The organism is Nonomuraea sp. NPDC003707, assembly GCF_053587055.1.
The window spans coordinates 1-24,159 of the sequence record NZ_JBSFNK010000020.1 but is presented as its reverse complement, the minus strand read 5'-3'; the positions used below and the strand labels follow the sequence as shown (position 1 = coordinate 24,159).

General features: G+C 70.3%; 28 protein-coding genes and 2 tRNA genes. 20 read left to right on the top strand and 10 right to left on the bottom strand.

Annotated elements, in window-relative coordinates:
- Positions 1-44 precede the first annotated feature (44 nt).
- Genes ACWDRB_RS39765 through ACWDRB_RS39755 form a run of 3 tightly spaced genes read left to right on the top strand, consistent with a single transcriptional unit; the run spans position 45 to position 2,154 of the window.
- On the top strand, positions 45-569 hold the full coding sequence (locus ACWDRB_RS39765) for a MauE/DoxX family redox-associated membrane protein (protein ID WP_350733700.1): 525 nt from the start codon (positions 45-47) through the stop codon (positions 567-569).
- 16 nt (positions 570-585) lie between these two features.
- Positions 586-1,473, top strand: coding sequence for a hypothetical protein (locus ACWDRB_RS39760; protein WP_449902703.1), 888 nt, complete (start codon positions 586-588; stop codon positions 1,471-1,473).
- 48 nt (positions 1,474-1,521) lie between these two features.
- The gene (locus ACWDRB_RS39755; protein WP_449902701.1) at positions 1,522-2,154 is read left to right on the top strand and encodes a 2'-5' RNA ligase family protein; all 633 of its coding nucleotides are present in this window, start codon (positions 1,522-1,524) and stop codon (positions 2,152-2,154) included.
- Positions 2,155-2,161: 7 nt separating this feature from the next.
- Here the strand turns inward: ACWDRB_RS39755 and ACWDRB_RS39750 are convergent, their stop codons facing one another.
- Positions 2,162-3,178, bottom strand: a complete 1,017-nt coding sequence (locus ACWDRB_RS39750; protein WP_449902699.1) for a hypothetical protein — start codon at positions 3,176-3,178, stop codon at positions 2,162-2,164.
- A gap of 43 nt (positions 3,179-3,221) precedes the next feature.
- On the opposite strand from ACWDRB_RS39750, the gene ACWDRB_RS39745 reads away from it, so the two are divergent.
- Entirely contained in the window at positions 3,222-3,833 is a 612-nt protein-coding gene (locus ACWDRB_RS39745; RefSeq protein WP_449902697.1) for a TetR/AcrR family transcriptional regulator, read from the top strand.
- Positions 3,834-3,842: 9 nt separating this feature from the next.
- Here ACWDRB_RS39745 and ACWDRB_RS39740 read toward each other — a convergent pair whose 3' ends face one another.
- Positions 3,843-4,283: a MarR family winged helix-turn-helix transcriptional regulator gene (locus ACWDRB_RS39740; RefSeq protein WP_387838082.1), complete on the bottom strand. Its 441-nt coding sequence runs from the start codon at positions 4,281-4,283 to the stop codon at positions 3,843-3,845.
- Between the two features lie 62 nt (positions 4,284-4,345).
- Between ACWDRB_RS39740 and ACWDRB_RS39735 the strand changes: the two genes are divergently transcribed.
- Positions 4,346-5,479 (top strand): FAD-dependent oxidoreductase, encoded by a 1,134-nt coding sequence (locus ACWDRB_RS39735; RefSeq protein ID WP_449902694.1) that lies wholly within the window; start codon positions 4,346-4,348, stop codon positions 5,477-5,479.
- Here ACWDRB_RS39735 and ACWDRB_RS39730 read toward each other — a convergent pair.
- Entirely contained in the window at positions 5,476-6,366 is an 891-nt protein-coding gene (locus ACWDRB_RS39730; protein ID WP_449902692.1) for an NAD-dependent epimerase, read from the bottom strand. The genes ACWDRB_RS39735 and ACWDRB_RS39730 overlap by 4 nt on opposite strands.
- 71 nt (positions 6,367-6,437) lie before the next feature.
- Here ACWDRB_RS39730 and ACWDRB_RS39725 point away from each other — a divergent pair, with 71 nt between their 5' ends.
- Positions 6,438-7,373 carry a GlxA family transcriptional regulator gene (locus tag ACWDRB_RS39725; protein WP_449902690.1) on the top strand — a complete coding sequence of 312 codons (936 nt, stop codon included), beginning with the start codon at positions 6,438-6,440 and terminating at the stop codon, positions 7,371-7,373.
- A gap of 20 nt (positions 7,374-7,393) precedes the next feature.
- Here ACWDRB_RS39725 and ACWDRB_RS39720 read toward each other — a convergent pair whose 3' ends face one another.
- Positions 7,394-7,660, bottom strand: coding sequence for a ribbon-helix-helix protein, CopG family (locus ACWDRB_RS39720; RefSeq protein ID WP_350733709.1), 267 nt, complete (start codon positions 7,658-7,660; stop codon positions 7,394-7,396).
- A 474-nt stretch (positions 7,661-8,134) separates the two neighbouring features.
- Here ACWDRB_RS39720 and ACWDRB_RS39715 point away from each other — a divergent pair, with 474 nt between their 5' ends.
- Positions 8,135-8,482, top strand: a complete 348-nt coding sequence (locus tag ACWDRB_RS39715; protein WP_355206943.1) for a hypothetical protein — start codon at positions 8,135-8,137, stop codon at positions 8,480-8,482.
- Here the strand turns inward: ACWDRB_RS39715 and ACWDRB_RS39710 are convergent, their stop codons facing one another.
- From ACWDRB_RS39710 to ACWDRB_RS39700, 3 genes are read right to left on the bottom strand one after another with little or no spacing between them, the layout of a single operon-like run.
- Entirely contained in the window at positions 8,483-8,986 is a 504-nt protein-coding gene (locus ACWDRB_RS39710) for an NUDIX hydrolase (protein WP_363981537.1), read from the bottom strand.
- Positions 8,987-8,998: 12 nt separating this feature from the next.
- On the bottom strand, positions 8,999-9,742 hold the full coding sequence (locus tag ACWDRB_RS39705) for an ABC transporter permease (RefSeq protein WP_449902687.1): 744 nt from the start codon (positions 9,740-9,742) through the stop codon (positions 8,999-9,001).
- Complete coding sequence (locus tag ACWDRB_RS39700) at positions 9,723-10,664, bottom strand: ATP-binding cassette domain-containing protein (protein WP_449902685.1); 942 nt, start codon at positions 10,662-10,664, stop codon at positions 9,723-9,725. The genes ACWDRB_RS39705 and ACWDRB_RS39700 overlap by 20 nt, the downstream gene beginning before the upstream one ends.
- Before the next feature lie 247 nt (positions 10,665-10,911).
- Here ACWDRB_RS39700 and ACWDRB_RS39695 point away from each other — a divergent pair, with 247 nt between their 5' ends.
- The 5 genes from ACWDRB_RS39695 to ACWDRB_RS39675 all read left to right on the top strand — a co-directional run bounded on the left by ACWDRB_RS39695 (position 10,912) and on the right by ACWDRB_RS39675 (position 13,490).
- On the top strand, positions 10,912-11,445 hold the full coding sequence (locus ACWDRB_RS39695; protein WP_449902683.1) for an AAA family ATPase: 534 nt from the start codon (positions 10,912-10,914) through the stop codon (positions 11,443-11,445).
- A gap of 50 nt (positions 11,446-11,495) precedes the next feature.
- The gene (locus ACWDRB_RS39690) at positions 11,496-12,458 is read left to right on the top strand and encodes a GH25 family lysozyme (RefSeq protein ID WP_449902680.1); all 963 of its coding nucleotides are present in this window, start codon (positions 11,496-11,498) and stop codon (positions 12,456-12,458) included.
- 88 nt (positions 12,459-12,546) lie between these two features.
- The gene (locus ACWDRB_RS39685; RefSeq protein WP_449902678.1) at positions 12,547-13,074 is read left to right on the top strand and encodes a C40 family peptidase; all 528 of its coding nucleotides are present in this window, start codon (positions 12,547-12,549) and stop codon (positions 13,072-13,074) included.
- Positions 13,075-13,147: 73 nt separating this feature from the next.
- The gene (locus ACWDRB_RS39680; protein ID WP_350733721.1) at positions 13,148-13,378 is read left to right on the top strand and encodes a transposase; all 231 of its coding nucleotides are present in this window, start codon (positions 13,148-13,150) and stop codon (positions 13,376-13,378) included.
- Positions 13,379-13,417: 39 nt separating this feature from the next.
- Positions 13,418-13,490 (top strand) — tRNA-Thr (locus tag ACWDRB_RS39675).
- Between the two features lie 633 nt (positions 13,491-14,123).
- Here ACWDRB_RS39675 and ACWDRB_RS39670 read toward each other — a convergent pair.
- Positions 14,124-14,870, bottom strand: a complete 747-nt coding sequence (locus tag ACWDRB_RS39670; protein ID WP_449902675.1) for a DUF2071 domain-containing protein — start codon at positions 14,868-14,870, stop codon at positions 14,124-14,126.
- A gap of 302 nt (positions 14,871-15,172) precedes the next feature.
- Between ACWDRB_RS39670 and ACWDRB_RS39665 the strand changes: the two genes are divergently transcribed.
- The 7 genes from ACWDRB_RS39665 to ACWDRB_RS39635 all read left to right on the top strand — a co-directional run bounded on the left by ACWDRB_RS39665 (position 15,173) and on the right by ACWDRB_RS39635 (position 20,292).
- Positions 15,173-15,246 (top strand) — tRNA-Met (locus tag ACWDRB_RS39665).
- 71 nt (positions 15,247-15,317) lie between these two features.
- On the top strand, positions 15,318-15,482 hold the full coding sequence (rpmG, locus tag ACWDRB_RS39660) for a 50S ribosomal protein L33 (RefSeq protein WP_019632658.1): 165 nt from the start codon (positions 15,318-15,320) through the stop codon (positions 15,480-15,482).
- 759 nt (positions 15,483-16,241) lie between these two features.
- Positions 16,242-16,691 carry a MaoC family dehydratase N-terminal domain-containing protein gene (locus ACWDRB_RS39655; protein WP_192789633.1) on the top strand — a complete coding sequence of 150 codons (450 nt, stop codon included), beginning with the start codon at positions 16,242-16,244 and terminating at the stop codon, positions 16,689-16,691.
- A 1-nt stretch (position 16,692) separates the two neighbouring features.
- Positions 16,693-17,121 (top strand): MaoC family dehydratase, encoded by a 429-nt coding sequence (locus ACWDRB_RS39650; protein WP_350733726.1) that lies wholly within the window; start codon positions 16,693-16,695, stop codon positions 17,119-17,121.
- A 378-nt stretch (positions 17,122-17,499) separates the two neighbouring features.
- Positions 17,500-18,345 carry a hypothetical protein gene (locus ACWDRB_RS39645; protein ID WP_449902672.1) on the top strand — a complete coding sequence of 282 codons (846 nt, stop codon included), beginning with the start codon at positions 17,500-17,502 and terminating at the stop codon, positions 18,343-18,345.
- Positions 18,346-18,356: 11 nt separating this feature from the next.
- Entirely contained in the window at positions 18,357-19,394 is a 1,038-nt protein-coding gene (locus ACWDRB_RS39640; protein ID WP_350733729.1) for a UDP-N-acetylmuramate dehydrogenase, read from the top strand.
- Positions 19,395-19,710: 316 nt separating this feature from the next.
- A complete protein-coding gene (locus ACWDRB_RS39635) occupies positions 19,711-20,292 on the top strand; it encodes a TMEM165/GDT1 family protein (protein ID WP_350733731.1) in 582 nt (193 codons plus the stop codon).
- On the opposite strand, the gene ACWDRB_RS39630 is transcribed toward ACWDRB_RS39635, so the two are convergent.
- Entirely contained in the window at positions 20,278-23,130 is a 2,853-nt protein-coding gene (locus ACWDRB_RS39630) for an ATP-binding protein (protein WP_449902669.1), read from the bottom strand. The two genes, ACWDRB_RS39635 and ACWDRB_RS39630, sit on opposite strands and share 15 nt — an antisense overlap.
- Before the next feature lie 115 nt (positions 23,131-23,245).
- Positions 23,246-23,392: a hypothetical protein gene (locus ACWDRB_RS39625; RefSeq protein WP_192789639.1), complete on the bottom strand. Its 147-nt coding sequence runs from the start codon at positions 23,390-23,392 to the stop codon at positions 23,246-23,248.
- A gap of 198 nt (positions 23,393-23,590) precedes the next feature.
- Here ACWDRB_RS39625 and deoC point away from each other — a divergent pair.
- Positions 23,591-24,159, top strand: a 569-nt coding sequence (gene deoC, locus ACWDRB_RS39620; protein WP_449903039.1) for a 2-deoxyribose-5-phosphate aldolase, incomplete at its 3' end; no start/stop codon positions are given.

Here is a 24,159-nt window from a genome sequence, read left to right as displayed (position 1 = left end):
TGGTGCTCTTGCCGTATTTGCGCGGCCGTGGCAGGTTGCGGTCTATGCAGTACGTCGATGTGGCGAGCAGACTGCTGCTGCTCACGGTGTTCGTCCTCGCGCTGGCGAGCAAGGTCTCCAGCCGCCGGGCCTGGAACGAGTTCGTCCAGTCGATCAAGGCGATGGCGGTGATCGACAATGCCAGGGCGCCGGCGGCCGCGACGGCGACGGCGGTGGCCGAGGCCGGTGTCATCGTGCTGGCCGCGGTCCCCCTTCGCTGGGCCGGATCGGCGTCGTTCGTGCTCGCGGCCGGGCTGCTCGGCTGCCTCACCGTCGCCGTCATCATGGTGGTACGGAGGGGCGCCGCCGTTCCCTGCCGCTGCTTCGGCGCCTCCCGGACGCCCCTGAGCATGGCGCACGTGGCCCGCAACGGCATCCTCATCGCGGTGGCGCTGCTCGGGCTGGCCGCTTCCTTGGTGAACGGCTCCTTCGATCCGGCCATCGTCGCGATCGTCGGTGTCTTCGGTGCCGTACTGGGCCTGCTCATGGCCCGGTGGGACGATCTCGTCTCACTGCTCCGGACGACCTGAGCCGGCGGCGGCTCACGTGGCGGGCTGGCGGGTGGCCGAGCGCGCGGTGCGCGCGAAAGGCGCGGGACCCGGCGAGGACCGGGTGGTCGTCATCGAGGACGGCGGCGGCGTCCGCTGCGCGGCGGTGATCGACGGCGTCACCGACAAGTCCGGCCGCGACTACGGCGGGGCGAGCGGCGGGGCCCTGGCCGCCGATCGCGTCGCGCAGACCCTCGTCACCCTGCCGGACGACGTCACCGTGGCGGAGGCGGTCGCGGCCGTCTCGGCGGAGCTCATGGAGCTGCGCCGCAAGTGGTCCGTCGCCGACGACGACCTTCTCGCGCCGGCCGCCGTCGCGGCGGTGGTGTGGCCGGGACGGCGGCTGGTCTGGCGCGTGGGCGACGTCCACGTCGCCCTGGGCCACCGCGACGGCGGGTGGCGTCGTCACCCCGGCGGGAAGCTGATCGACACGGTGCTGGCCGGTGCCCGGGCCGCCTACCTGCACTGCCTGCTGCTGCAGGGAGAGCGCCCGGAGGACCTGGCGGCCACCGATCCGGGGCGGGCGCTGATCCGGCCGGTGCTGGAGCGCCAGGCCGTGCTGGCCAACCGGGATGAAGCCGGTCCTTTCGGATACGGCGTGCTGGACGGGCGGCCGGTCCCGGAGCGGTTCGTGGAGACGTTCGTGCTGGCGGAGGACGTGGACGAGGTGGTGCTGGCGTCGGACGGCTACCTCGGCCCGGAGCAGACCCTCGCGGCAGCCGAAACGGAGCTCCGGGCCTCGTTACGGGCCGATCGGCTGCGCATCATGGAACACGCGGCCACCAAGGCGGTCGCCGCCGGCGCCGAGAGTTTCGACGACCGGGCCTACGTGCGGCTCTCCCGCAATTCCCCTCGTGACCGCGGCTCACCGAGTCGGATATCGTGACCACGCTGCGTGAGCAGACCAGCTGCCCGCGCCCACCGAGGAGGACGCGTGAGCCCGCTTCCGACGCGCATGGCGAATCGCTGGGAGAAGCGCCGATCGCTCATGCTGCCGCCGGGGCAGGGCCGGCTCTACTGGCACGTTCTGCTGGGGGAGGACCCCCAGGCGCGGGCCATCGTCGAGGAGGCGCACGACCGGCTGGCCGGTTTGGCGGGGCTCGATCTGGTGCCGCGGCGGTTCATCCACCTCACCACGTTCGTCGCCGGATACTCGCACGAGATCACCGAGCGTCAGGTGACCGTGATGGCCGCGGAGGCGGCGGGCCAGCTCGCGCGGGTCGCGCCGATCACGGTGACGCTGGGGCGGGTGCTCTACCACCCCGAGGCGGTCGTGCTGGAGGCGCGGCCGGCCGAGCGGCTGCGGCCCCTGCTGGAGGCGGCGCGGTTCGCCACCCGGGCGGCCACGGGCCGTGACGGCGTGCTCGCCCATGACATGTGGCTCCCGCACGTCACCGTGGCCTACAGCAACGCGGACGGCCCGGCGGCGCCCATCATCGACGCGCTCGGGGAGCGCCTTCCGGAGCGCGAGGTGACGATCCGCAGCATCCATGTCGTCAACCAGGACGGCCCGGAGACGGCCTGGGACTGGCGACCGGTGGCGGAGGTCCGGCTCGGCGCGTCGTGAGCGCCCGTCAGCGAGCTCCGTAGCGGCGGGCGAGGGCGTGGAAGGACTCCTTCGGCTCCCAGGGCAGGCCGGGGTAGGTCCGGCCCGGGGCGCCGTCGAGCATCTTGACGATGCCGTACGAGCCGAGGTCGAGATCATGGACGGGGTCGGAGCGGTGCGGGAGCTCGAACCCCGCGAAGCTGAACCAGAAGACGGTGTCCATGCCGACCTCCTCGAAGACGGCCATCAGCTCGTCCATGTAGCGGACCTGCTCGCCCTCGTCGCGTACGGTGCCGGGCTTGACCCGGCCGCCCTCCTCGACCACGGTCCAGCCGCCCGCGCCCCAGTCACTCGCGCCCCGGAAGGTGCAGCAGCCCGCCTCGGCGACGGCCACGGGCTTGCCGTGGGTGAAGTACTGGCGCAGGTCGTCCGCGAAGGTGGCGAAGTTGTGCCGGTTGCGGTAGGCGTCGACGCCGACGATGTCGAAGGGCGTCCAGTCGATCTCCTCGATGGGGATCGAGGCGTAGCTGACCTGGCCGCCGAAGCGGGTGCGTACGGAGGCCACGACGCGGGGCAGGAAGGCGTTGACGCGCTCGGGGATCACGGCCAGCGCCGCCGCCCGCACCTCCGGCGCGGCGCGCAGTGTCTGCATGCGGTCGGTGAAGGTGTCGCCCGGCAGGTAGCCGCGGGCGAACAGGCTCAGCTCGCACCCGGTGGCGAACACCACGCGGGCGCCGTCGCGGCGCAGCGCTTCCGCGCGGTCGGCGCAGTCGTCGAAGTAGGGGAGCATCTCCTCCTCGGTCAGCTCGCACGGGAACGGTGAGAACCACACCTCCAGCCCCGCCTCGGCCGCGTGCCCGGCCGCGATGCTGAGCCGTTCGGGGTCGCCACCGGTGACGCGGACGGCGGTGCAGTGCAGGTCGCCGGCGATGACGCGCATCTCGCGGGCCACCGTCTCGGGGTCGAAGACGCTGCGGGTGGTGTCGCCGTTGGGGAAGGTCCCGGTGTCGTAGTGGATGCCCTTGCCGCGCATGAACGCCTCCATAAGGTGCAGTCTGTATCTTATGTCGACTGTTAAGGTACATGATGTGTCTAATGAGCAGGCCGGGGGCCGGCGTCGGCGGGGCGCGGCACTCGAGGACGCCCTCCTGGAGGCGGCCTGGCAGGAGTTGCGGGCCGTCGGCTACCACGAGCTCACCTACGACGCCGTGGCGGCGCGCGCCCGGACCAGCAGGACGGTGCTCTACCGCCGCTGGCCGCACCGCCGCGACCTGGTCCTGGCCGCCCTCCGCCACCAGGCGCCGCCCCTGCCGCCGCTCGCGCCCGACACCGGTTCCCTGCGCACCGACCTGCTGGCCCAGCTGCGTACTGTCAGCGCGCGCATGGTCGAGCTCGCCCCGCTGCTCCAGGCGATCGGCGACGGCCGGGCGGACGACAGCGACCTCACCGATTACCTGGACGAGCGCGTCGGCCGGGCCGGTGAGGACGAGATGAACGCCCTGCTCGACCGCGCGGCGCAGCGCGGCGAACTCGCCCGGGCCCGGCTCCCCGTCCGGGTGGCCACGATGCCCTTCACGCTCGTGGCCACGGAGACGCTGCTCCGCCGGCGTCCACTGTCCGAAGACGCGCTCGCCGAGATCGTCGATCAGCTCGTCATGCCGTTGATCGCGCACCACGCCGAGCCGGCCCGGCCGCGGTGACGCCGGGGTTCACCCCCGTACTTCCTTGGTGGCGCATCGGTAGGCCTCGGTGACGCGGCTGAACATGTCCAGCATCACCATCGCCTGCTCCGGCTCGTAGTGCGCGCTGATCGCCGCCAGGTGCCGCCTGGATGCCTCGCAGGCGGCGTTGTAGTCGTCCAGGCCGCCCTCGACCAGCTCCACGGTGACCGTGCGCCGGTCGCGTTCGCCGCGCACCCGCCGTACGTAGCCCGCCTTCTCCAGCCTGTCGATCAGCCGGGTCGTCGAGGCGGACGGCAGCCCCAGCTCCTCGGAGATCGCCCCCACGGCGAGCGGTCCGCGCGTCTCCAGCAGGATGGCGGCCGCGACGTCGACGGGTTGCAGGCCGAGCCGGTCGGCGACCGCCTCGTTGTGCAGGAGGACCGCGACCAGGAACTCGCGGAAGACGTCGTCTGGATGTTCGTGGGCCACCTTCCTAACCTACTCCATCGCGGAGTATCTTCGAATCGAAGATACTCCGCTTTGGAGGAGATATGGATGTTCTCGTCATAGGCGCCGGGGTGGGCGGCCTGGCCGTCGCGCGCGTGCTGCTGGCCGCCGGTCACCGGGTGCGGGTCTACGAGCAGGCTCCGGCCCGGCGGACGGGCGGCAAGGCGGTGCTCATCTGGAGCAACGGCACCGCCGTGCTGAACGATCTCGGCATCGGCCTCGACGGCGTCGGCGCCCGCATCGACCGGATCGACGCGCTGACCGCCGGCGGCCGGCTGCGTACCAGCATGGACATCGCCCACGCGGCCGGCCGCTTCGGCTTCGAGACCAGGGCGGTCCCCCGTCGCCACCTGCTGGAACGCCTGGCCGACGGGCTGCCCGGCGACCTCGTCCGCCACGGCCTGGCCTGCCGGGGCGTGACCCAGGACGACGGCCAGGTCACGGCGACCTTCAGCGACGGCTCCACGGACAGGGGAGACCTGCTCATCGGAGCCGACGGCCACCACTCGGTCGTACGGCGCTGCCTGTGGGGTGGCGGCGCCGTACGGCCGGCGACCTTCGGCACCTGGCAGGGGCTCAGCCGGATCGACATCGACCTCGCCGGCACGCACCGGCACCTCATCATCTCGGGGCGCGAGGGCGCGTGCGGGCTCATGCCCGCCGGTGAGGGCCTGCTGCAGTGGTGGTTCGACATGCGCTGGTCGCCCGCCGATCCGCGGCCGGCGGCGCCGCTGGCCGAGCTGAGGCGGCGGTTCGGGCACTGGGCGTCACCCGTCCCCGAGGTGCTGGCCGGCGCGACCGAGGACGACCTCGAGTTCTTCGGCCACCACTGGACCAAGGTGCGCCCGGCGTGGGGCAAGGGACGGATCACCCTGGTCGGCGACGCGGCCCACATCATGCCGCCCACCCTGGGACAGGGCGCCAACCAGACCCTCGAGGACGCGTGGGTGCTCGGGCGCGAGCTCGCCAAGGGCGGCGACGACCCGGCGGTACGGCTGCGCGCCTACGAGAAGCTCCGCTACCCGTACATCTCCCTGGTCTCCCGGCTGGCCAGGCGCAACCCCGCGAACTGGCGCGTCCCACCGCTGATCGCCCGGTTGTTCCCCGAGACGTCCCAGACCGCCATGCTCGCCCGCTTCAGCAACCGCCTCAATGAGCCGGCGGTCTCGCGACGCTAGATCAGTTGCCGGAGCACATCATCGACCGGGGTGACGCCGACGCCGAGGATCTTCTCGGTCTCGGAGAAGTCGAGGACGAGCGGGTGGCCCGGCTTGGTGAGCACTTCGTGCATCTCCCCCCACAACGGATCGGTGATCCCGAGCAGGGTCAGGTCGCGTTCCGTCATCTCCTCCAGCCGCGGCGCGGGCGCTCCCGAGAGCTCCGCGAGCCGCCGGGCCAGTTCCCGCACCGACAGGGTCGCGGTGGGCACGTGCCAGGCCCTGCCGTACGCCTGCTCCTCCCGGCTCGCGGCGACCAGCGTGCGCGCGGTGTCGTCGATCGCCGAGTAACCGTGCGGAACGTCGAGTTCCTGCGGCACCAGGACGAGCCGGCCTTCCAGCACGGGCCGCTGCACCAGGAGGCTGAACACCGAGAAGGCGCCGGCGCCGTAGAACTGGGCGGCCCGCACCTCGGTGACCTTCACCCCCGAGGCGGCGGCCTCCTCCCACGCCCGCGCCCTGGCCCGCCCCTTGGGCCCGGTCGCCGCCAGCGGGAAGTGCGGCGTGATCGGACCGTCCACCGGCCCGTAACCGTAGATGTTGCCGAGCATGACGTACGCGGCCCCCGTCCGCCGCACCGCGGTCAGCAGCGACGCCGACAGGATCGGCAACTGCTCGGGCCAGGTGTGGTAGGGCGGCACGGCGGTGGTGAACAGCGTGTCCGCCCCTTCGGCCAGCTCGGTGAGCCGGTCGGTGTCGGTCGCGTCCGCGGCGACCCTCTCGACGAGCCGGTGGTCGGGCCCGCCGCCCGTGCGGCTGATCATCCGTACCCGCTCGCCGTCCTCGGCCAGCAGCAGAGCGGTCTTCGACGCGGTGGCCCCGCGACCCACGATCACGTGAAATTTCATGATGACAACCGTGCCGACCTGCGGCCTCGTAGCATAGTGGCCGGAATGCCAACTATCCGGAGGATCTGGCCATGCACCGCCTCGCCGCAGTGATCGTCCCTCCCGTGCTGGGCTTCGACGTCTCGATCCCGCTCATGGTGTTCAACAGCGTCCCGCACTACGACGTACGCGTCTGTACGGCGCGGCCCGGCCCCGTGCCGACCGTCGGGGGCCCTGACGTGGTGGTGGCGCACGGCCTGGAGGCACTGGAGGAGGCCGAGACGGTGATCGCGGTCGGCAGCGGCGGCGAGCCGGCTCCCCCGGAGGTCCTCGACGCCCTGCGGAAGGCCGCGGCCGGCGGGGCGCGGATCGCCTCGTTGTGCACGGGCGCGTTCGTGCTGGCCCAGGCCGGCCTGCTCGACGGGCGCCGCGCCACCACCCACTGGGGGCTGGCCGACGACCTCGCCGCCCGCTTCCCGTCGGTCGACGTGCGGCCCGACGTCCTGTTCGTCGAGGACGGCGGCATCTTCACCTCGGCGGGCGCCGCGGCCGCCATCGACCTGTGCCTGCACCTGATCAGGCTCGACTACGGGGCGGCGGTGGCCAACACGGCCGCCCGGCTCGCGGTCGTCTCCCCCGTACGGCCGGGCGGGCAGGCCCAGTTCATCGAGACCCCGCTGCCTCCCGAACGCGGCACCTCGCTCGCCCCCACCCGGGCCTGGGCGCTCGAACACCTCGACCGCCCGCTCACCCTGGCCGACCTGGCCGGCCACGCCAGGATCAGCGTGCGCACCCTGACCAGGCGCTTCCACGCCGAGACCGGGCTGAGCCCGCTCCAGTGGCTGCTGCACCGGCGCGTCGACCGGGCCAGGGAGCTGTTGGAGACCACCGGACTGCCGATGGACCAGGTGGCCGGGCGGAGCGGCCTGGGCAGCGCGGACTCCCTCCGCAAACACCTGGTCAGCCGGGTCGGCCTCACTCCCACGGCCTACCGCGCGAGCTTCACCCGAGAGCCTCTTCCGTCATAAGGCCCCCGCTGAATGGCTGATCAGAGGAACAGTATTTTTCGCGGATTTCCGTCGGATTCCACGATGGCCAGCTCGTGGCCCTGCGCGAGCTGGTCCTCGACGAATTTCCAGATGGTGATGGCGCGGCGGATCGCCTCGGTGAACGACAGGCCCTTGCGCTCGGCCAGTGCCTTGAAGGTCTGCGCGGTTTCGTGGCTCAGATTGACGGACAGCCGGACGAAATTGCTGTTGTTGTTGCTCCTCTCCTGCTCGAGCCTGGGGTCCTTGCCGGTGGACTCACGCGTCATGGTCATGTCACCTGGCCCTTGGGGTAAGGGGGCACGTGGAGTAGAGGGCGGGGATGCTCCGACGTCTCGCTGCTCTCGGTCCTCATCGATAGGCGCATGCTTTTTATACACGCTGGCTTGCCATGAGGAACGGGTCCGATCCGTACCGAGTGTTGTCCTGTCACACCTCGAAGGAAGAACGTTATACCGGTGCGGAAAGATCTGTGCCTCATATGCGGTTAATACTGGCAAATCGTACGCGTCGCGGCATCATGAAATGTGGGCTAAAGGCGCGCTCGAATCCCACAGGCCCCTAGGATGTGCGTTATCCCGCAGGGGCGCGCGATCGGGCAGCGTGGCAGAAATCCCGCATGAAGCGGCAGAAATCTGACATAAACACGTGGCTCGCTCTCCGAGGTGGGTCCCATCGCAGTCTGAGGTGGTCCAACGCACCTCCCCGTAGTCAGCCCTGACGACTGGGCTGATGGAGGAAACATGAGTGGAGCCAGTCAGCCGTCTGGCGCCGGAGATCGATCCGGGGCCGAGGGGGCCGAGGACGTCCGACCGAAGAGCGAACTGGTGGATCTCTCCCCGCCACCCCCGGACTCGCCGGTGGTGCAGCTGCTGGAGAAGACCGCGGTCCGCCATCGCAGCTGGTTCATCGGCGTCTACTTAGGCGTGCTCATCACCGTCGTCCTGGCCAGCATCCTCGGCCCCGGCTTCCTGCCGGAGCAGGCGTGGAGCCAGATGAAACCCGAGGTGGCGGACGTGCGGCTCTGGCTCTTCCAGATCGGGTTCGTGATCGTGGGCGGCTATCTCTTCGCCGAGAAGGCGCCCAAGTAGCTAGTGCGGGCTCAGGCCGTCCAGAAGCGGCAACCAGGTGCGATCAGGGCAGACGCGGGCGATCTCCGACGGCGGGAGCCAGTCCGCCCTGGTGCTCTCCGAGCCGGCCGGCGGACGGGTCGGCCGGCCCGGATGCGGGAGACGGGCCCTGAACATCACCATGTACGTCAGCGGCGGGTACCGGTAGCCGGCCGGGGCCGCGTCCAGGAGCTCGATGCGCTGCCAGGCGAAGGCGGACAGCGCGGTGGCCGGCAGGCGCAGGCCGGTCTCCTCATACAGCTCCCTGGCCGCGGCGTCGAGGGCCGTTTCGCCGGGTTCGAGGTGGCCGCCGGGGATGTCCCACCCGCGGCCCTCCTCGTCCACGCACGTCATGAGCGTTCTGCCGGTCTGGTCCGAGACGAACGCGAACGCCGACGTGGTCTTGTCCACAGGCGGGAGGGCCGGGGACAGGATCACGTCCAGGCGATGGCGTACGGGGATCCAGGGGACCGTCAGATGAGTCATCCCTCAAGGGTCTCAGACACCCCGGCGCATGGCCCGGTTGCCCAGATACAGGCCGATCGCGGCTATCGCGCAGGCGGCGACGGTCCCGTACAGGATCGAGGGGCTTGTCAGGTTGCCGGAGAAGAGGGCTCGCTGGCCTTCGACGATGTACGTGACCGGGTTGGCGTACCCGATCGTCCGCAGCCACGCCGGAGCCGTCTCCAGGGGGAGCATCATCCCCGAGAGGAGAAGCAGGGGGAACATGATCGACTGGCTGACGATGTAGAAGAGCGTGCCGCCGGGCGCCGACTTGATGGCCAGCACGAACGAGAGCGAGCCCAGGCCGACGCCGAAGACCACCAGCTGCGCCAGGCCCGCCAGGACGCCCGCCGGATGCAGCTCGAAGCCCAGGGGGACGGCCAGCACGATGATCAGGACGGCCTGGGCCAGCAGCACGATCATGGTCTTCAACGTCCGGCCCACCAGCATCGCCGTGCGGTTCAGCGGGGTGACCATCAGGCGTTCCAGCGAGCCGCCGATCAGCTCGACCAGCAGGGTGTAGCCGGCGGACATGGGGCCCGTCAGGCACATCATGACCAGGATCCCCGGCACGAACCACTGCCACGACGACCCGACCGCCCCGTCCAGCAGCGACCCGAACAGGAACAGGAACAGCAGCGGCTGCCCCATCTCGAACAGCAGCCCGACCGAGTCGCGCACGACCGGCTTGAACTCCCGCGAGAAAACGGTGGCGGTGTCACGAAAGAATGTCGTCATCGGTGAGGCTTCTCCCGGTAAGAGCGAGGAACACGTCGTCGAGCGTCGGACGGATGGTCTCGGCGGTGGTGACCTTGATGCCGGAGCCGTCCAGGGTTCTGAGGTAGTCGGGGAGCGCGGCGGCCGCGTTGGGGACGCGCAGGCGCACGGTGGTGCCGTCGGCGGCGCCGCCACCGAGCTCCGCGGCCCTGCGCGCCTCCTCCTCCGTGCTGGTGGTGATCGTGATGTGGTCGCCGGCGAGGTCGTTCTTGAGCTGCTCGGCGGTGCCGTCCGCGATGATCCGGCCGTTGTCGATGATCACCACGCGTTCGGCCATGTTGTCGGCTTCCTCCAGGTAGTGGGTGGTCAGGAACAGCGTCGTTCCGTACGTCTCCCGCAGCTGGAGGATGTGCTGCCAGACCTCGGCGCGGCTCTTCGGGTCGAGGCCGGTCGAGGGCTCGTCGAGGAACAGCAGGCCGGGGCGGTGGATGAGGCCGAGCGCGATGTCCAGGCGGCGGCGCTGGCCGCCCGAGAGCGTGCCGGGGCGTCGCTTGGCCAGTGCTCTGAGGTCGAGCAGGTCGAGCAGTTCCTCGGCGCGGGCGGTCGCCTGCCTGGCGTCCAGGCCGTAGCAGCGGCCCTGGGTGACGAGCTCGTCGCGGACGAGGAAGTTCTCGCCCGCGCTGTTGCGCTGGCCGACGTAGCCGATGCGGGCGCGCACGCCCGCCGGGTCCTTGGCCACGTCGTGGCCCGCCACCATGGCGGTGCCCGAGGTGGGCGGCAGGAGGGTCGTGAGCATGCGCAGGGTGGTGGACTTGCCCGCGCCGTTTGGCCCCAGGAAGGCGACGAGCTGGCCGGCCTCCACCTCCAGATCGATGCCGCGTACGGCTTCCACACGCTCCTTCTTGACTTTGAACACTCGGGTCAGTCCCCGGGTATGGATCATGGTCGGCCTCTCCGGGCATGGCGAAATAACCCCTGGTCGGGGGCGCGATTGAGGATCGAATCAAGTTTGTGCAGGTTCAATCCGGTTTGGCAAACGCGAATGTCACGTTCATAAACGCCTCCTACCTGCGGAAACGCCGTTTCTGACGATGGCCTGCGACGGTGGATTTCGGGGCGCTGAGGTGCGGTTTCCCGGGTGTTGCGAAGATTTCCGGCCGGGGCTGGCAGCATGGCTGACCGTGTGCCGGATGGTGGTGCTGGTGAACGGGTTGCCCGGGGCCGGGAAGACCACGGTCGCGCGGGCGCTGGGGCGGGCGCTCGGCCTGCCGGTCTTCAGCAAGGACGACCTCAAGGAGACGCTGGCCGACGTGCTCGAACGGCCGCCCGGGATGGGCGAGCGGGAATGGAGCAGGCGGCTGGGCGCGGCCGCCGGAGAGAGCATGTGGACGCTGCTGGCGAACGCCGGGCGGGGCGCGGTGCTGGAGAGCCCCTGGCTGGCGCCGACGCGGCCGCTGGTGCTCGCCGGACTCGAGCGGGCCGGGGTCGAGGCCTCGGTCGAGGTGCGCGAGGTCTGGTGCGCGGTGCCGCCGGAGCTGGCCAGGCGCCGGTACGAGGGGCGGGTGCGGCATGCGATCCACGGCGAGGCCCGGCTCAGGGACGAGCGATGGGCGGAATGGGCGGCGGGGGCGCGGCCCCTGGGAGTTGGGACGGTCTATTGGATTGATACCTCAAAAACAGTTGATATTTCGGGACTTGCGGGGTTGTGTCAGGGTCCGCAATGATCTCCCGCGTGAAAAGTCTGTGGGTAATTGCGGCAATTGCTGCCTTAGGTATGGGTGGAGTCGCGGAGGCGGCCGACGGTGTTCCCGGCGTCGACGTCAGTAACTGGACGGGCGAGGTCGACTGGGAAAGCGTGGCCTCCGGGGGCGCGAAGTTCGCGTTCGTCCAGGCCACCGAGGGGACGGACTACCGCAACCCCAGTTTCGACACCCAGTACGGCGGTGCCGCCGGGGCCGGGCTGATCCGGGGCGCATATCACTTTGCGCAACCACACGAATCCGACGGGACGGCCCAGGCCGACTATTTCCTGCAGAACGGCGGCAACTGGATCAGCGACGGTCAAACGCTGCCCGGAGTGCTCGATATCGAGGACAACCCGTACAAGGACAAGAACGGCAAGAACAACTGCTACGACCTGTCCGCCAAGGACATGGTCATGTGGATCAAGGACTTCACGAAGAAGTACCACGAGGCCACCGGCCGCCGCGCGATCATCTACACCACCACGAGCTGGTGGCAGACCTGCACGGGGAACTCCGACAAGTTCAAGTCGAACCCGCTCTGGCTCGCCCGCTGGGGCGGCGACCCCGGTGAGCTGCCGAAGGGCTGGAAGAGGCACACGTTCTGGCAGTCGGCGGAGAAGGGCACGCTGGCCGGTGGGCAGAACTCGTTCAACGGCTCCGAGTCCCAGCTCAAGGAGCTGGCCAACCCGCCGGCCGAGGTGACGGTCTCGGGCGCGGCCCGGAACCGGAAGACGTACACGGTCACCGTCTCGAACACCGGCCCGCACCCCGTCAAGGACGTCAAGGTGTCGGGGCGGGCGTTCGGCGGGCAGCGCGTGGTGAAGGCGCCCGGGTGCAAGTTCAGCGGCACGGCGGTGCTGTGCCAGGTGGGGGAGCTGGCGCGGGGCCAGAAGGCGACGTTCACGATCACCACGAAGCCGTCGAAGTCGAAGGGCACGGTCGGGCTGTACGTCACCGTGGGCTCCGTGAAACTGACCCTCAAGGCCCGCTGACGCCTGCCTGGGAGCCGCTGAGCGGCGCAGATCCCCATGAGGCAGGATGACTCCTGAGGGCCATGGAGCTTGTCGGGGGCGGGACGGTATGAGGCGGTGGCGGCTGGCAGCAGGGGCGGCGGCGCTGATCCTGCTCGTCGCCACGGCCTCCGTGCCGCTCGGGCTGTACGTGCCGGAGAACGTCGTGCGGATCGCGTACGAGATCGAGCAGCGCAGGATCGTCTACTCGTGGGGAGGCGGTCACGCCGAGGAGCCCGGCCCGTCGAACGGGACCTGCAAGGGATACCAGGGAAAGATCCGGCCCTGCCCGGCCGCCCGGACGCGCGGTCTCGACTGCTCGGGGTTCGCGCGATGGGTGTACGCGCTGGCCAGCGGGTCTGACGTGCTGGGGCCGGGGAACACCAACGATCACGTACGGCGGATGCGGCGGGTTCTGGTGGCCATGCCGGGGGACCTGGTTTTCTTCGGAAGCATCACGAAAAAAGCCATCAAAACCCACCATGTGGGCATCTATCTCGGCAACGGGAAGATGATGAACGCGCCCGAGACCGGTGCGGTGGTGCGCGTGGACGACATCGCCCGTCGGAAGGATTTCTTGGGTTTCTACCGGCTCTGAACTGATTCGGTATGGCCTGTAACGCGTGTGGCATGGCAAGAATTGAGAGACCCGGCGGCTACTGTGTGCCGCTATGGACAGGCGATGGGTCGGCCTCGACGGCTACGAGGTCGTAGGTGTGGTGCACGGCGGGCGGCAACTGCTGCGGGTGCGCCGGCACGGGTGGGTGGTCGCCGACTGCACCTCTGTGGCGGAGGTGGCCAGACACGTCGACCTGGCCGACCTGTGCGAGGTCATCGAACTGCCGGCGCGGCGGCGGACGGAAGAGCGCGCGGAGGCCCGAACGAGTTCGCATCATCGCTGACTGCCGTGTATGGTTACACCTGTCCGCAGCGCCGGACAGGCCCCTATAGCTCAGTCGGCAGAGCGTCTCCATGGTAAGGAGAAGGTCAACGGTTCGATTCCGTTTGGGGGCTCTCGCTCTGAACATCCACAACGCCCGACCCGCAAGATCGCGGGGCCGGGCGTTTCGCATTTCCCACCCCTCGCCCCCCCACCCCAGCACATCCACCCCCACCCTTAACCACCACCCCTCCCACGCCACCCAACCTCCTCCACCCACCCCAAATGACCGGCCCGCCGCGCCGCCACCGGCCCGCCGCGCCGCCACCGGCCCGCCGCGCCGCCACCGGCCCGCCGCGCCGCCACCGGCCCGCCGCGCCGCCACGCTTGCCCCGCGCCGCCAGGCCCGCTTCACAGGGGTGTGCTTGCCCTGCGCCGCCACGCCACCCCGGGGGGCGCTCGCCTTCCGGAGGCCGCCCCTCACCCTTCAGAGGCGCGGCTCATCCTGCACTGCCCAGCCTGCCTTGCCGGGGTGCGCAGGAGCGCGCCCACCCTGCGATGCCGCGTCTGCCCTGCGGAGGCATGCTCATCCTGCGGGCTGCTCGTATTGCAGCGCTCCACTCGCCCTACGGAGACGCTCCGGCTGGGCTGGGCCGCGCCCACATTCGGGGGCCGCCTACGCCCTGCGCCTACGCCCTGCGCCTACGCCCTGCGCCTACGCCCTGCGCCTACGCCCTGCGCGTACCAGTCGAGGCCGAGCGGCGTGGTCACCCGTGCGGGTGGAAGCGGTGCGGTGGGGTGTGGATGTCGAAGGGGATCCGGGCCTGCGCCAGGACCGAGTGCGGGGGCGTGTCGGGCGTGATCAGCCCCAGACGCTCGAAGAAGGGAAACCTGGCAAAGGTGGCCTGCAGGTGCCGAGGCCGCATGACCGGGTGCCAGATGCTGTAGGCGCCCACCCTGCCATCTCTGCGCCGGTACCAGCCCTGGGTCGGGTGGGTGAGTTGCTCCAGCCAGTCCGAATCGTCCGTGAAGCCGTCCAGCAGCGCCGGAGCCTGCGGGAGCTCGACCGCCTCGCACCGGCCGTCGGTGGACTCCAGGCGCCAGCGGGCCGGGGTGCCCAGCCAGTCGGCCTCGATGCGGATGTGGTCGCGGCGCCACGGCATGCCCCACAGGTGCTGCGGGATCGCCACGACGGGGTGGTCCAGGCGGGTGCCGAAGAACCAGACGCCCGCCTTGCCGTACGCCGTGACGTAGGCCCGGTAGTTGATCTGCCCGCAGTTGATCGACGCCTGCGGCAGGAACCGGAAGTGGAAGTCCCGGTCGCGGAAGGCGACGGCGGAGACCAGGGCGCCGGGGCCGTCCCCGAAGCTCGCCTCCATGGGCGCGAAGCCCTCGGGCAGGTGCCGGGCGAGCGCATCGGCGTCCACCCGGTAGCTCACGATCGCGAAGTCCTCCAGATCCGTGTGCGCGTGGTGCCAGCGCGGACGCGGCCGGGGAGTGCCCACGAAGCTCATGCCCAAAAGGTACGGCTCTTACGGCTGCACGGGGACGGGCGGGATCATGTGCGCCACGGCGAGATCCGCGGGCTCTCAGGGGTTGTGCGCGTCGCGCCGGTCGCTGCTACGCTTGCCTCCTCCACTGCTTGATCTTCAGGTGGAGTCGGCTGTTCGGGGGCGAGCATCGCCGATTGGTAATGGATTTCGGTTGTCGGGGGTTCCTGAGGCATACTGGGAGCACCCCACCCGATCGGGCGAGTTACGAATGTGCTCGCTGCGTCGGGTATCCTCTACGGGGCCGGGGTCGTTACCGGCCCAAAGGCGGAGTAGCTCAGTCAGGCAGAGCAAACGGCTCATAATCGTTGTGTCGCCGGTTCAAGTCCGGCCTCCGCTACTGCCCACTCCCAGGTCACCAGGCCTGGGTACGGGCGTGTCCATGTCCCGAACGTAGAAAGGCACTCCCAAGTGGCTGCCACCGACGTTAGGCCGAAGATCACGCTGGCCTGCCAGGAGTGCAAGCACCGCAACTACATCACGCGGAAGAACCGGCGCAACGACCCGGATCGGCTTGAGCTGAAGAAGTACTGCCCCAACTGCCGCTGCCACCGCGCGCACCGCGAGACCCGCTAGGTCTCCGGGCAGGGCTTCTGCCCCACATTTCGTCATATCGCACAACCGGCGTCCTACCACAGGGCGCCGGTTTGTCGCGTCTGCACAGGGTTTCAGCGACTCCACACGGACCCCAGGGCCCCCTCTGGCCGCTGATGGACGGCCGGCGGATGGCGGCGTGGCCGTCGGCGCCTTGGGGTGTTCGGAGTGGGCGCCTTGGGGTGTTCGGAGTGGGTGCCTGGGGTGTTCGGGGTGGGCGTTGGTCCTGGTTCGGCGCGCCGCCGCCGGGGCTCCGGTCGCCACCCAGACGGGGACAAGCGGGCACCGTGACCGTGACTGGTTGGCCTCCTGGGGACGGGGCGGTGGCATCGTGGCGCTGGCTGGCCCTGTGGGGGCGGTGGCATCGTGACGACGGCTGGCCCTGTGGGGGCGGTGGCATCGTGACGACGGCTGGCTCTGTGGGGGCGAGTGGGCGTTGTGACGGTGGCCGGTCCCGAGAGGGTCGGCAGGCGCTGTGCCTGTGGTCGGCTGCGTGTGGGGCGGTGCGCAGTGATGTGGTTGGCCGGGTGTGGGTCGGTGGGTGCAGTGACGGGTGGGCGGCGTCATGCGCGCTGGCCGTCGTGCCGAGCGAAGGCGGTGGTTATGGCGGGAGTTTTGAAAGGGCCGGGCGCCGGGAAAGTTCGCGGGGCAAAATCAAGATAATCACCGGCGACAGCCGAACCTTGTTCTGTTACCGTCGGCCTCAGCAGCGCTCGGTTGGTGACATGCGAGGGAGCACTGATGGCCTTGAACCGAGACTTCGTGGGCAGGACCTATTCGCCCAGCGCGCCGTACGAGGTCAGCCGGGTGAAGATCAGGGAGTTCGCCGCCGCGATCGGTGACAACAATCCGCTCTACCGGGACAAAGAGGCAGCCCAGGCCGCCGGATATCCCGATGTGATCGCGCCGCCCACGTTCCCCATCGTGTTCAGCCTGCAGAGCGGGGGCGAGGCGCTCGTCGATCCCGATCTCGGGCTGAACCTCGCCATGGTCGTCCACGGCGAGCAGCGCTTCGAGTACGTCCGGCAGGTCTGCGCCGGAGATCAGCTCGTCACGACCGCGACGATCACCGACATCCGCACGGCCGGGCGGAACGAGCTGCTGACGGTCAGGAGCGAAGTGACGACCGTCGACGGCGAACCGGTCTGCGTCACCTACAACACGATCGTCGAGCGCGGAGGGGCCGGTTGAGATGACCGCCACGGTGAAGTACGACGAGGTCGAGGTCGGTCAGGAGATCCCGGCCGCCGATTACAACGTGCGCCGGCTCAACCTGGTGATGTACGCCGGGGCTTCCGGGGACTTCAACCAGATCCACTGGAACGAGCGGTTCGCCAAGATGGTGGGGCTGCCCGACGTGATCGCGCATGGGATGTACACGATGGCGCAGGCCGGGCGGTTCGTCACGGACTGGGCCGGGGATCCCGGGGCGGTGGTGGACTTCGGGGTGCGGTTCTCGTCGATGGTGGTCGTTCCCGACGACGATCAGGGGGCGACGGTCTCGGTCAGCGGGGTGGTGGAGGAGAAGCTGGAGGACAAGCGGGTGGTCATCGGGCTCACCGCCAGGTCGGGCGATCAGAAGGTGCTGTCCAAGGCCCGCGCGGTGGTCCAGCTGTCCTGACGCGGCGGCCGGCCGGGTGATATTTCGGGCGGGTCTCGGGTACGCGTGACGTCTATGAACGAAGCCGCGCGACGAGTTTGGCCCACAGTTCGATCGATCCCCGTTTCCGCTGTGACCGATGCCAAGCCGCCCGCCCACCTTCGGCCGGCGCGGGTCGAGAAGGTGGCGGGCAGCTCCGGCACCGGACGGGACACCGCCGGCGGCACCGAAACCGGGACTGTCGGTGCAAGGGCCAGGGCGACCGAAGCCGGTACGCCTGACGCGAAGGCCAAGGCGAGCGGGGCAGGGGCGGGCAACGGGGCGCATGCTCGGATTGATCCCGCTGCCGAATTGGGCTTTTCCGGCGCTCCCGGGCAGCGGGGCGACACGGGTGACACCATGCTGCACGCTCAGCGCGTCTGGGACAGCTCGCTGGCCACCAACCGCCTCGACGAGCTGGGCGTCAAGCTGGAACGCCAGCGTACGGAGACCAAGGACGTCACCGTCACCGTGAGCCTGCTGGTCGACGGCTGGCCGGAGGACGTCAGGAAGAGCGTGGGATCGATCGTCGAGCACACGAACGCGCGCGTGCTCGCCTTCGACCTCGGCGACGTCGACGGCGCCGGCGAGGTGCTGGACGAGCTGGCCGACCGGCATCCGGATCGGATCGCCGTGTGGCACGTGGCCGAGGAGCCGCACTGGCGAGGGGGTACGGCCACCTGGGGCGAATGCCGCGCCAAGCTGCTGCGGCTGGACGAGGCGGACATGCACGTGCTCATGGACACGAATGTCGAGCTCTGCGGCGACGCGCTGACCCCGCTGGTCGCGGCCGTCGCGGGGGGCGCCGTGGCGGCCGGGTGGAGGGGCGTGGACTTCCCGGACGGGGAGCCGGAGCCGGTCCGCGTGGTGGAGCCGGGGCCGGGCACGGCCGGGCCCAGGAGGGTGCGGGCGCTGACGGGGGAGCTCATGGCGGTACGCCGGGCCCCGGCGCTCGGAGCCCTGCCCGAGGACGCCGGCTACGGCAGGAACGCCGATCTGGCGCTCTCCCTCGCACTCCAGCAAGGGGCCAACCAGCAGGAGTCCCACGAGCGAGGGCCTCTCCGGCAAGGGCACAGAGAGCTGGTCGTGCCCGAGGAGCCGTTGCCCGCCGTGCGGCTGGGATCGCACGACGTGGACCCCGACTACGACGCACGGGAGTCCCGCCGGAACTTCGACCGCGTGCTGCGCATACTGGGCACCTCATAAGCTATTGGCCCATGGAGATGCTCGCGCCGTATACCACGCTGCGCCTAGGCGGCCCGGCCCGCGACTTCGCCGAAGCGACCACGGCGGAGCACCTCGTGTCCCTGGTGGCCGAGGCGGACATGAAGGGGCTGCCCACGCTGGTGCTCGGCGGGGGCAGCAACGTCGTGGTGGCCGACGAGGGCTTCGACGGGCTGGTCATCAAGGTCTCGACCCAGGGCGTGACCGTCTCGCGCGACGGCGAGCAGGTGCTGGTCACGGTCGAGGCGGGGGAGGACTGGGACCCGCTGGTCGCCCGCGCCGTGGCCGAGGGCTGGTCGGGCATCGAGTGCATGTCGGGCATCCCCGGGCTGGTCGGCTCGACGCCCATCCAGAACGTCGGCGCGTACGGGCAGGAGGTGGCCCAGACCGTCTGGTGCGTGCGTGCCTACGACCGCCGCACCAGGCAGGTGGTGGATCTGGAGGCGCGGCAGTGCGGGTTCTCCTACCGTGACAGCGCCTTCAAGCGCGACCTGGCGCGGCATGTGGTGCTCGCGGTGACGTACGCGCTGGATATTTCGGAAATGTCGGGCCCGCTGGCGTACGAGGAGCTGGCCCGCAGGCTGGATGCGGAGCCCGGCGGGAGGGTGCCGCTCGCGCAGGCCCGTGAGGCCGTGCTGGCGCTGCGGCGCGGCAAGGGCATGGTGCTCGACCCGGACGATCCCGACACCCGCAGCGCCGGCTCGTTCTTCACCAACCCGATCCTCACGCCCGAGGAGGCCGCGGAGCTGGCCTCCCGCGCCCCGGGGCATCCGCGCTGGGAGCTGCCCGGCGGGGCGGTCAAGGTGCCCGCCGCGTGGCTGATCGAGCAGGCGGGCTACCCGAAGGGGTACGCGCGCGGGCCCGTACGCATCTCCACCAAGCACACGCTCGCGCTGACCAACCCCGACGGGGTCGCCACCACCGGCGACCTGCTCGCGCTGGCCAGGGAGGTCCGGGACGGGGTGCGGGAGAAGTTCGGGGTCACGCTGGTCAACGAGCCCGTGCTCGTCGGCTGCGAGCTCGGGGAATAGGGGTCTGGGGGGAGCTCGGGCTCGGGCCTCGGGAATAGGTCCCGCCCGGGACGCGGGGACGGGAGAAGCCCGTGCTCGGACCTCGGGGAATAGGTCCCGTTCGCGGGCTGTTATGGTTGGTTGGAATTTCCGAAGGGGAGTAGTCCCAATCGTGTGATCGACACACTGGCGCTTCATCGCGCCCGGTCACACGGGCCTCATACGGGCGGACGAGACCTTCGGCCTGGCAGTTGTGCAATGAGACGCTGCCGGGCCGAAGTCGTGCCCGAATCTCCCCGGGTCGCCGCTTCCGGCTCGGTCGCGCGGAAGGGGACCGTTGGAAGCGTTCTGGATCAGTCTCGCCGTCATCTTCGTGGCCGAGCTCGGCGACAAGAGCCAACTCATGGCGATGACGTTCGCGACCCGTTTCAAGATCTGGCCCGTGCTCGCGGGCATCACGATCGCCACGACCCTCGTGCACCTGGTCAGCGTAGCCCTGGGCGGGTTGATCGGTGACGCGCTGCCGACGACGGCCATCGCGGTGGTGGCGGGGCTGGCCTTCCTCGGGTTCGCCGCGTGGACGCTGCGCGGGGACGAGCTGACCGAGGACGAGTCGAAGAAGGCCCAGCGCACCACCAGGAACGCCCTGATCGCGGTGACCGTGGCGTTCTTCCTGAGCGAGCTGGGCGACAAGACGATGCTGGCCACCATCACGCTGGCCACGCAGCACGGCTGGCTCGGCACCTGGATCGGCTCGACCGTCGGCATGGTGGCGGCGGACGCGCTGGCGATCCTGGTGGGACGGCTGCTGGGCAAGCACCTGCCGGAGAAGGTCATCCGGTACGGCGCCGCGGCGGCGTTCGCGATCTTCGGCGTCGTCCTCCTGGCGGAAGCGCTTATCGGATCAGGGGGACAGTAGTGAGAGGCGGTGGGCCGCGGCGGCGGCCTCGCCGCGGGTGGTGACGCCGAGCTTGGCCAGGATGTTGGACACGTGCACGCTCACCGTCTTCGCCGAGATGAACAGCTCGGTCGCGATGTCCCGGTTGGTCCTGCCCTGGGTCACCAGCCGCAGCACCTCCAGCTCGCGCGGCGTCAGCAGCTCGGATGGCTCCTGGGCGGGCTGAACCCCGCCCACCCGGCGCGACAGCATCTCGATCTCCTCGATCAGCGGCGTCGCGCGCAAGGCCTGGGCCAGCGGGTGTGCCACCTTCAGCCGGGCCGCCGCCCCCTCGCGGTCGCCCCCGCGCGCGGCCGCGGTGGCCGCCCGCAGCAGGGCCTTGGCCTGGTTGTGCGGGCGGTTGAGCCGCTCCCAGGCCGCCGCGGCGGCGTCGAAGTCGCCGGTGTACGACAGCCGGTACGCCTCCACGACCGGCCCGATGACCGACAGCTCGGCCGCCACCTCCGCGGCCAGCTCGCGCACCGCGGCGGCCCGTTCGGGCTCGGTGGCCTCGGCGGCGTCGCAGACCGTGCGGAGCAGCGAGAGCAGCCGCCAGCTGAGCATGGCCTTGCTGGACTGCTTGTGGTGCGAGAGCACGCGCTCGGCCACGCTGAGCGCGGCCCCCGGCTCGCCCTTCGTCAGGTGCCAGCCGATGTGCAGGCGGGCGTTGTTGATGATGTCCTGGACGAACTCCTCGGGCCGGTCCTTCAGCACGCCGACCTCTGACAGGATGCCCTCGACCAGTTGCAGCTCGCCCCTGGCCAGGGCGATGTCGGCGCGGACGCGCAGGAGCGCGTACCGGTGGCGCAGGACAGGGCCGTGACTGAGCGCGCCTTCGATGATCTCGATGGCTTCGTCCCAGCGGCCGATCACCTCCAGCGCCTCGGCCCAGTTGTTCTTGATGAACAGCCCGCTGCCGCGCAGCCTGCCGTACTTCTTGGCGAGCTCCCAGCCGTGCTCGGCCAGGCGCAGCGCCTCCTCGTGGCGGCCCATGTCGATCAGCGCGTCGATGTTGTTGCCGACCGCCCTGGTGATCAGGCGGGCGGACCCCGCCGCCGTGCCGATCTCCAGCGCCTGCTCGTTGACGGTGATCGTGGACTCGTTCTCGCCGTTGAGGGAGTGGCCCAGCGCCAGGTTCATCAGCAGGTCGGCTTCGAGGCAACCGTCGCCGAGCTCCCTGGTCAGGCGCAGCCCCTCGGCGATCAGCTCGCTCGCCTCGGCGATCTCGCCTCGCAACATGAGGTGGCGGCTCAGCACCGAGACCACTTCGGCGCGGTCGGCGCCGTTCTCGGGCACGAGCCGCAGCGCGTGCCGGAGGTCCTCGATGACGCCGAGCTGCCCCTTGGAGTTCTTGAACCCCACCCGCCGCACGATGAGCTGCGCGACGCGGCCGGGCTCCTGGGCCTCGTCCAGCTCCGACAGCGCGGCCTTGACGAACTTGGCGCCCTTGTCGGCCTCGCCGCCGGCGTTCGCGGCCTCCGAGGCGCGTTCGAGGACGGCGGTGTGGTCGGCGTCGATGAGCTCGGCCGCGTCGGGCACGCGCTCCCACAGCATGAGGACGCGTTCGAGCAGCGGGACGGCCTCGGTGTACGCGAACGCCTTGAACGACTTCTGCGCCGCCTCCCAGGCGGAGATCAGCGCCCAGGTGTCGTTGCGGGCGCCGTACCAGTGGTGTGCCAGCTCGACGGCGGCGCGCCCCGGCGGGACCAGCCCGCGGTCCTTGGAGATCTCTTCGGCGAACCTGGCGTGCAGCCGCTGGTGCTCGCCGGGCAGCAGCTCGTCGTGCACGGCCTCGCGGATGAGCGAGTGCCTGAAGACGTAGGCGCGGTTGTCGGCGATCTGCAGGACGTTGCCCGCGATGGCCGGGCGCAGCGCGGCCTCCAGCTCGACGTCGGACAGGCCGCTCACGGCGGCCAGCAGCTTGTGGCTGACCCGGATGCCGCCGGCGGCGGCGACGCGCAGCAGGCGCTGGGTCTCCTCGGGCAGCCGTTCGACGGAGTTGAGGATGAGGTCCTGCATGGACTCGGGGAACGCGCAGTCCTCGCCCTCCAGCATGGCCTCCACGAACAGCGGGATGCCCTCGCTGCGCTCGTAGACCTTCTCGACCTTGGCGTACTGGGGGACCTCGCCGAGGATGCCGGCCATCTGCTGGGCGACCTCGTCCCGCGACAGGCGGGGCAGGTCGAGCCGGTGCACGCCGCTCACCCTGCCCAGCTCGGCCAGCACCGGCCGGAGCGGATGCTGGCGGTGCAGGTCGTCGGAGCGGTAGGTCATGACGATCAGCACCTGCGGGGCGTGCAGGTTGCGGCTGAGGAAGGCGATGAGATCGCGGCTGGACCTGTCGGCCCAGTGGATGTCCTCGATGACGAGGACGGTGGGACGGGCGAGGGCCAGGCGTTCGAGAAGGGTGAGGAACTGCTCGAAGAGCCGGGCGCGGCCGGTGTCGGTCTCGCCGTCGCCGCTCGGCTCGCCGAACTCGGGCAGCAGCCGCGCGAGATCGCGCTCGGCGCCGTCCGGCAGCAGCCCGGCGACGGCCGCGGGGCCCTGCTCCCTGACGAGCTGCCGGAGCGCGGCGGTGAACGGCGCGTAGGCCAGGCCCTCCGTGGACAGCTCCACGCAGCCGCCGAACAGCACGTGGGCGCCACAGGCCTGGCACTGCTCGGCGAAGCGCTGGATGAGCCTGGTCTTGCCGACCCCGGCCTCGCCGCCGAGCAGGACGGCTGTCACCGTGCCTTTTCGTGCCTCGTCGAAGCTTTCAGACAGAGCCGCCAGCTCCTCTTCCCGCCCGACGAAGACGGGACTGACAGAACGTCCCCGCATGTCATCCAGCATGTCATGCCCGATCGATTACTTTCGACGCTTTTATGGGGGTCCCTTTACGGGGGTTTCGAGGCCCGGCCACGAGGGAGGTGGTGGCCGGGCTCTCGTGGGATGGTCATGAGAAGCGGAGCTTGCCGAAGACCGAGCGGCGCTCGGACTTGTTGGCCCTCTCGGCCTCGCGTACCCGCCTGTGCTCGGCGGCGGCCTTGCGGAGCTCGCTCGCGTGGTTCTTCATGAGCTCGTACTCGATCTCGGGGTGCATGGTGTGTCTCCTGAAATTTCGTGCTTCTTCCTGACACCTTTAAGACTCGGTCTAAGGCCCTGCCTGCCACATCGGGTGGATGCCTTATCTCCGGTACGCCGACGCGTACGGCATGCCTAAGACCCCGGGGCCGACCGCCTAAGGCGGTCCGGTTTGGAGCTCACGGCCCTGGTCGGCGATGCTGTGTTGGTGTCAACTGTGACTACCTCGCTCGCGGACGTCGCCTCGTCCGACTCGGCGTTGCGAGCTTTCCTGCACGGCCTGCCCGGGGTTGACCGGGTCGGCGCGGACCAGCGGGCGGCGATGCTCGGCACCCGTTCGATCAAGACCACCGCCAAGGCACAGGCCATCGACCTGGCCATCTCCATGGTCGACCTGACCACCCTCGAAGGAGCCGACACGGCCGGCAAGGTGCGGGCGATGTGCACCAAGGCCGTCCATCCCGGCGGCGGCGCCGGCCCGGTGGCGGCCGTGTGCGTCTACCCCGACCTGGTCGAGGTCGCGGTCGGGGCGCTGGCCGGGACCGGGGTCAAGGTGGCCTCGGTGGCCACCGCCTTCCCCAGCGGCCGTTCCTCGCTGGAGGTCAAGGTGAGCGACACCGCGCTGGCGGTGGCGGCGGGCGCCGATGAGATCGACATGGTGATCGACCGGGGCGCGTTCCTGTCCGGCCGCTACCTGAAGGTGTGGGAGGACATCGTCGCGGTCAAGGCGGCCTGCGGCGGCGCGCACCTGAAGGTGATCCTGGAGACCGGGGAGCTGGCCACCTA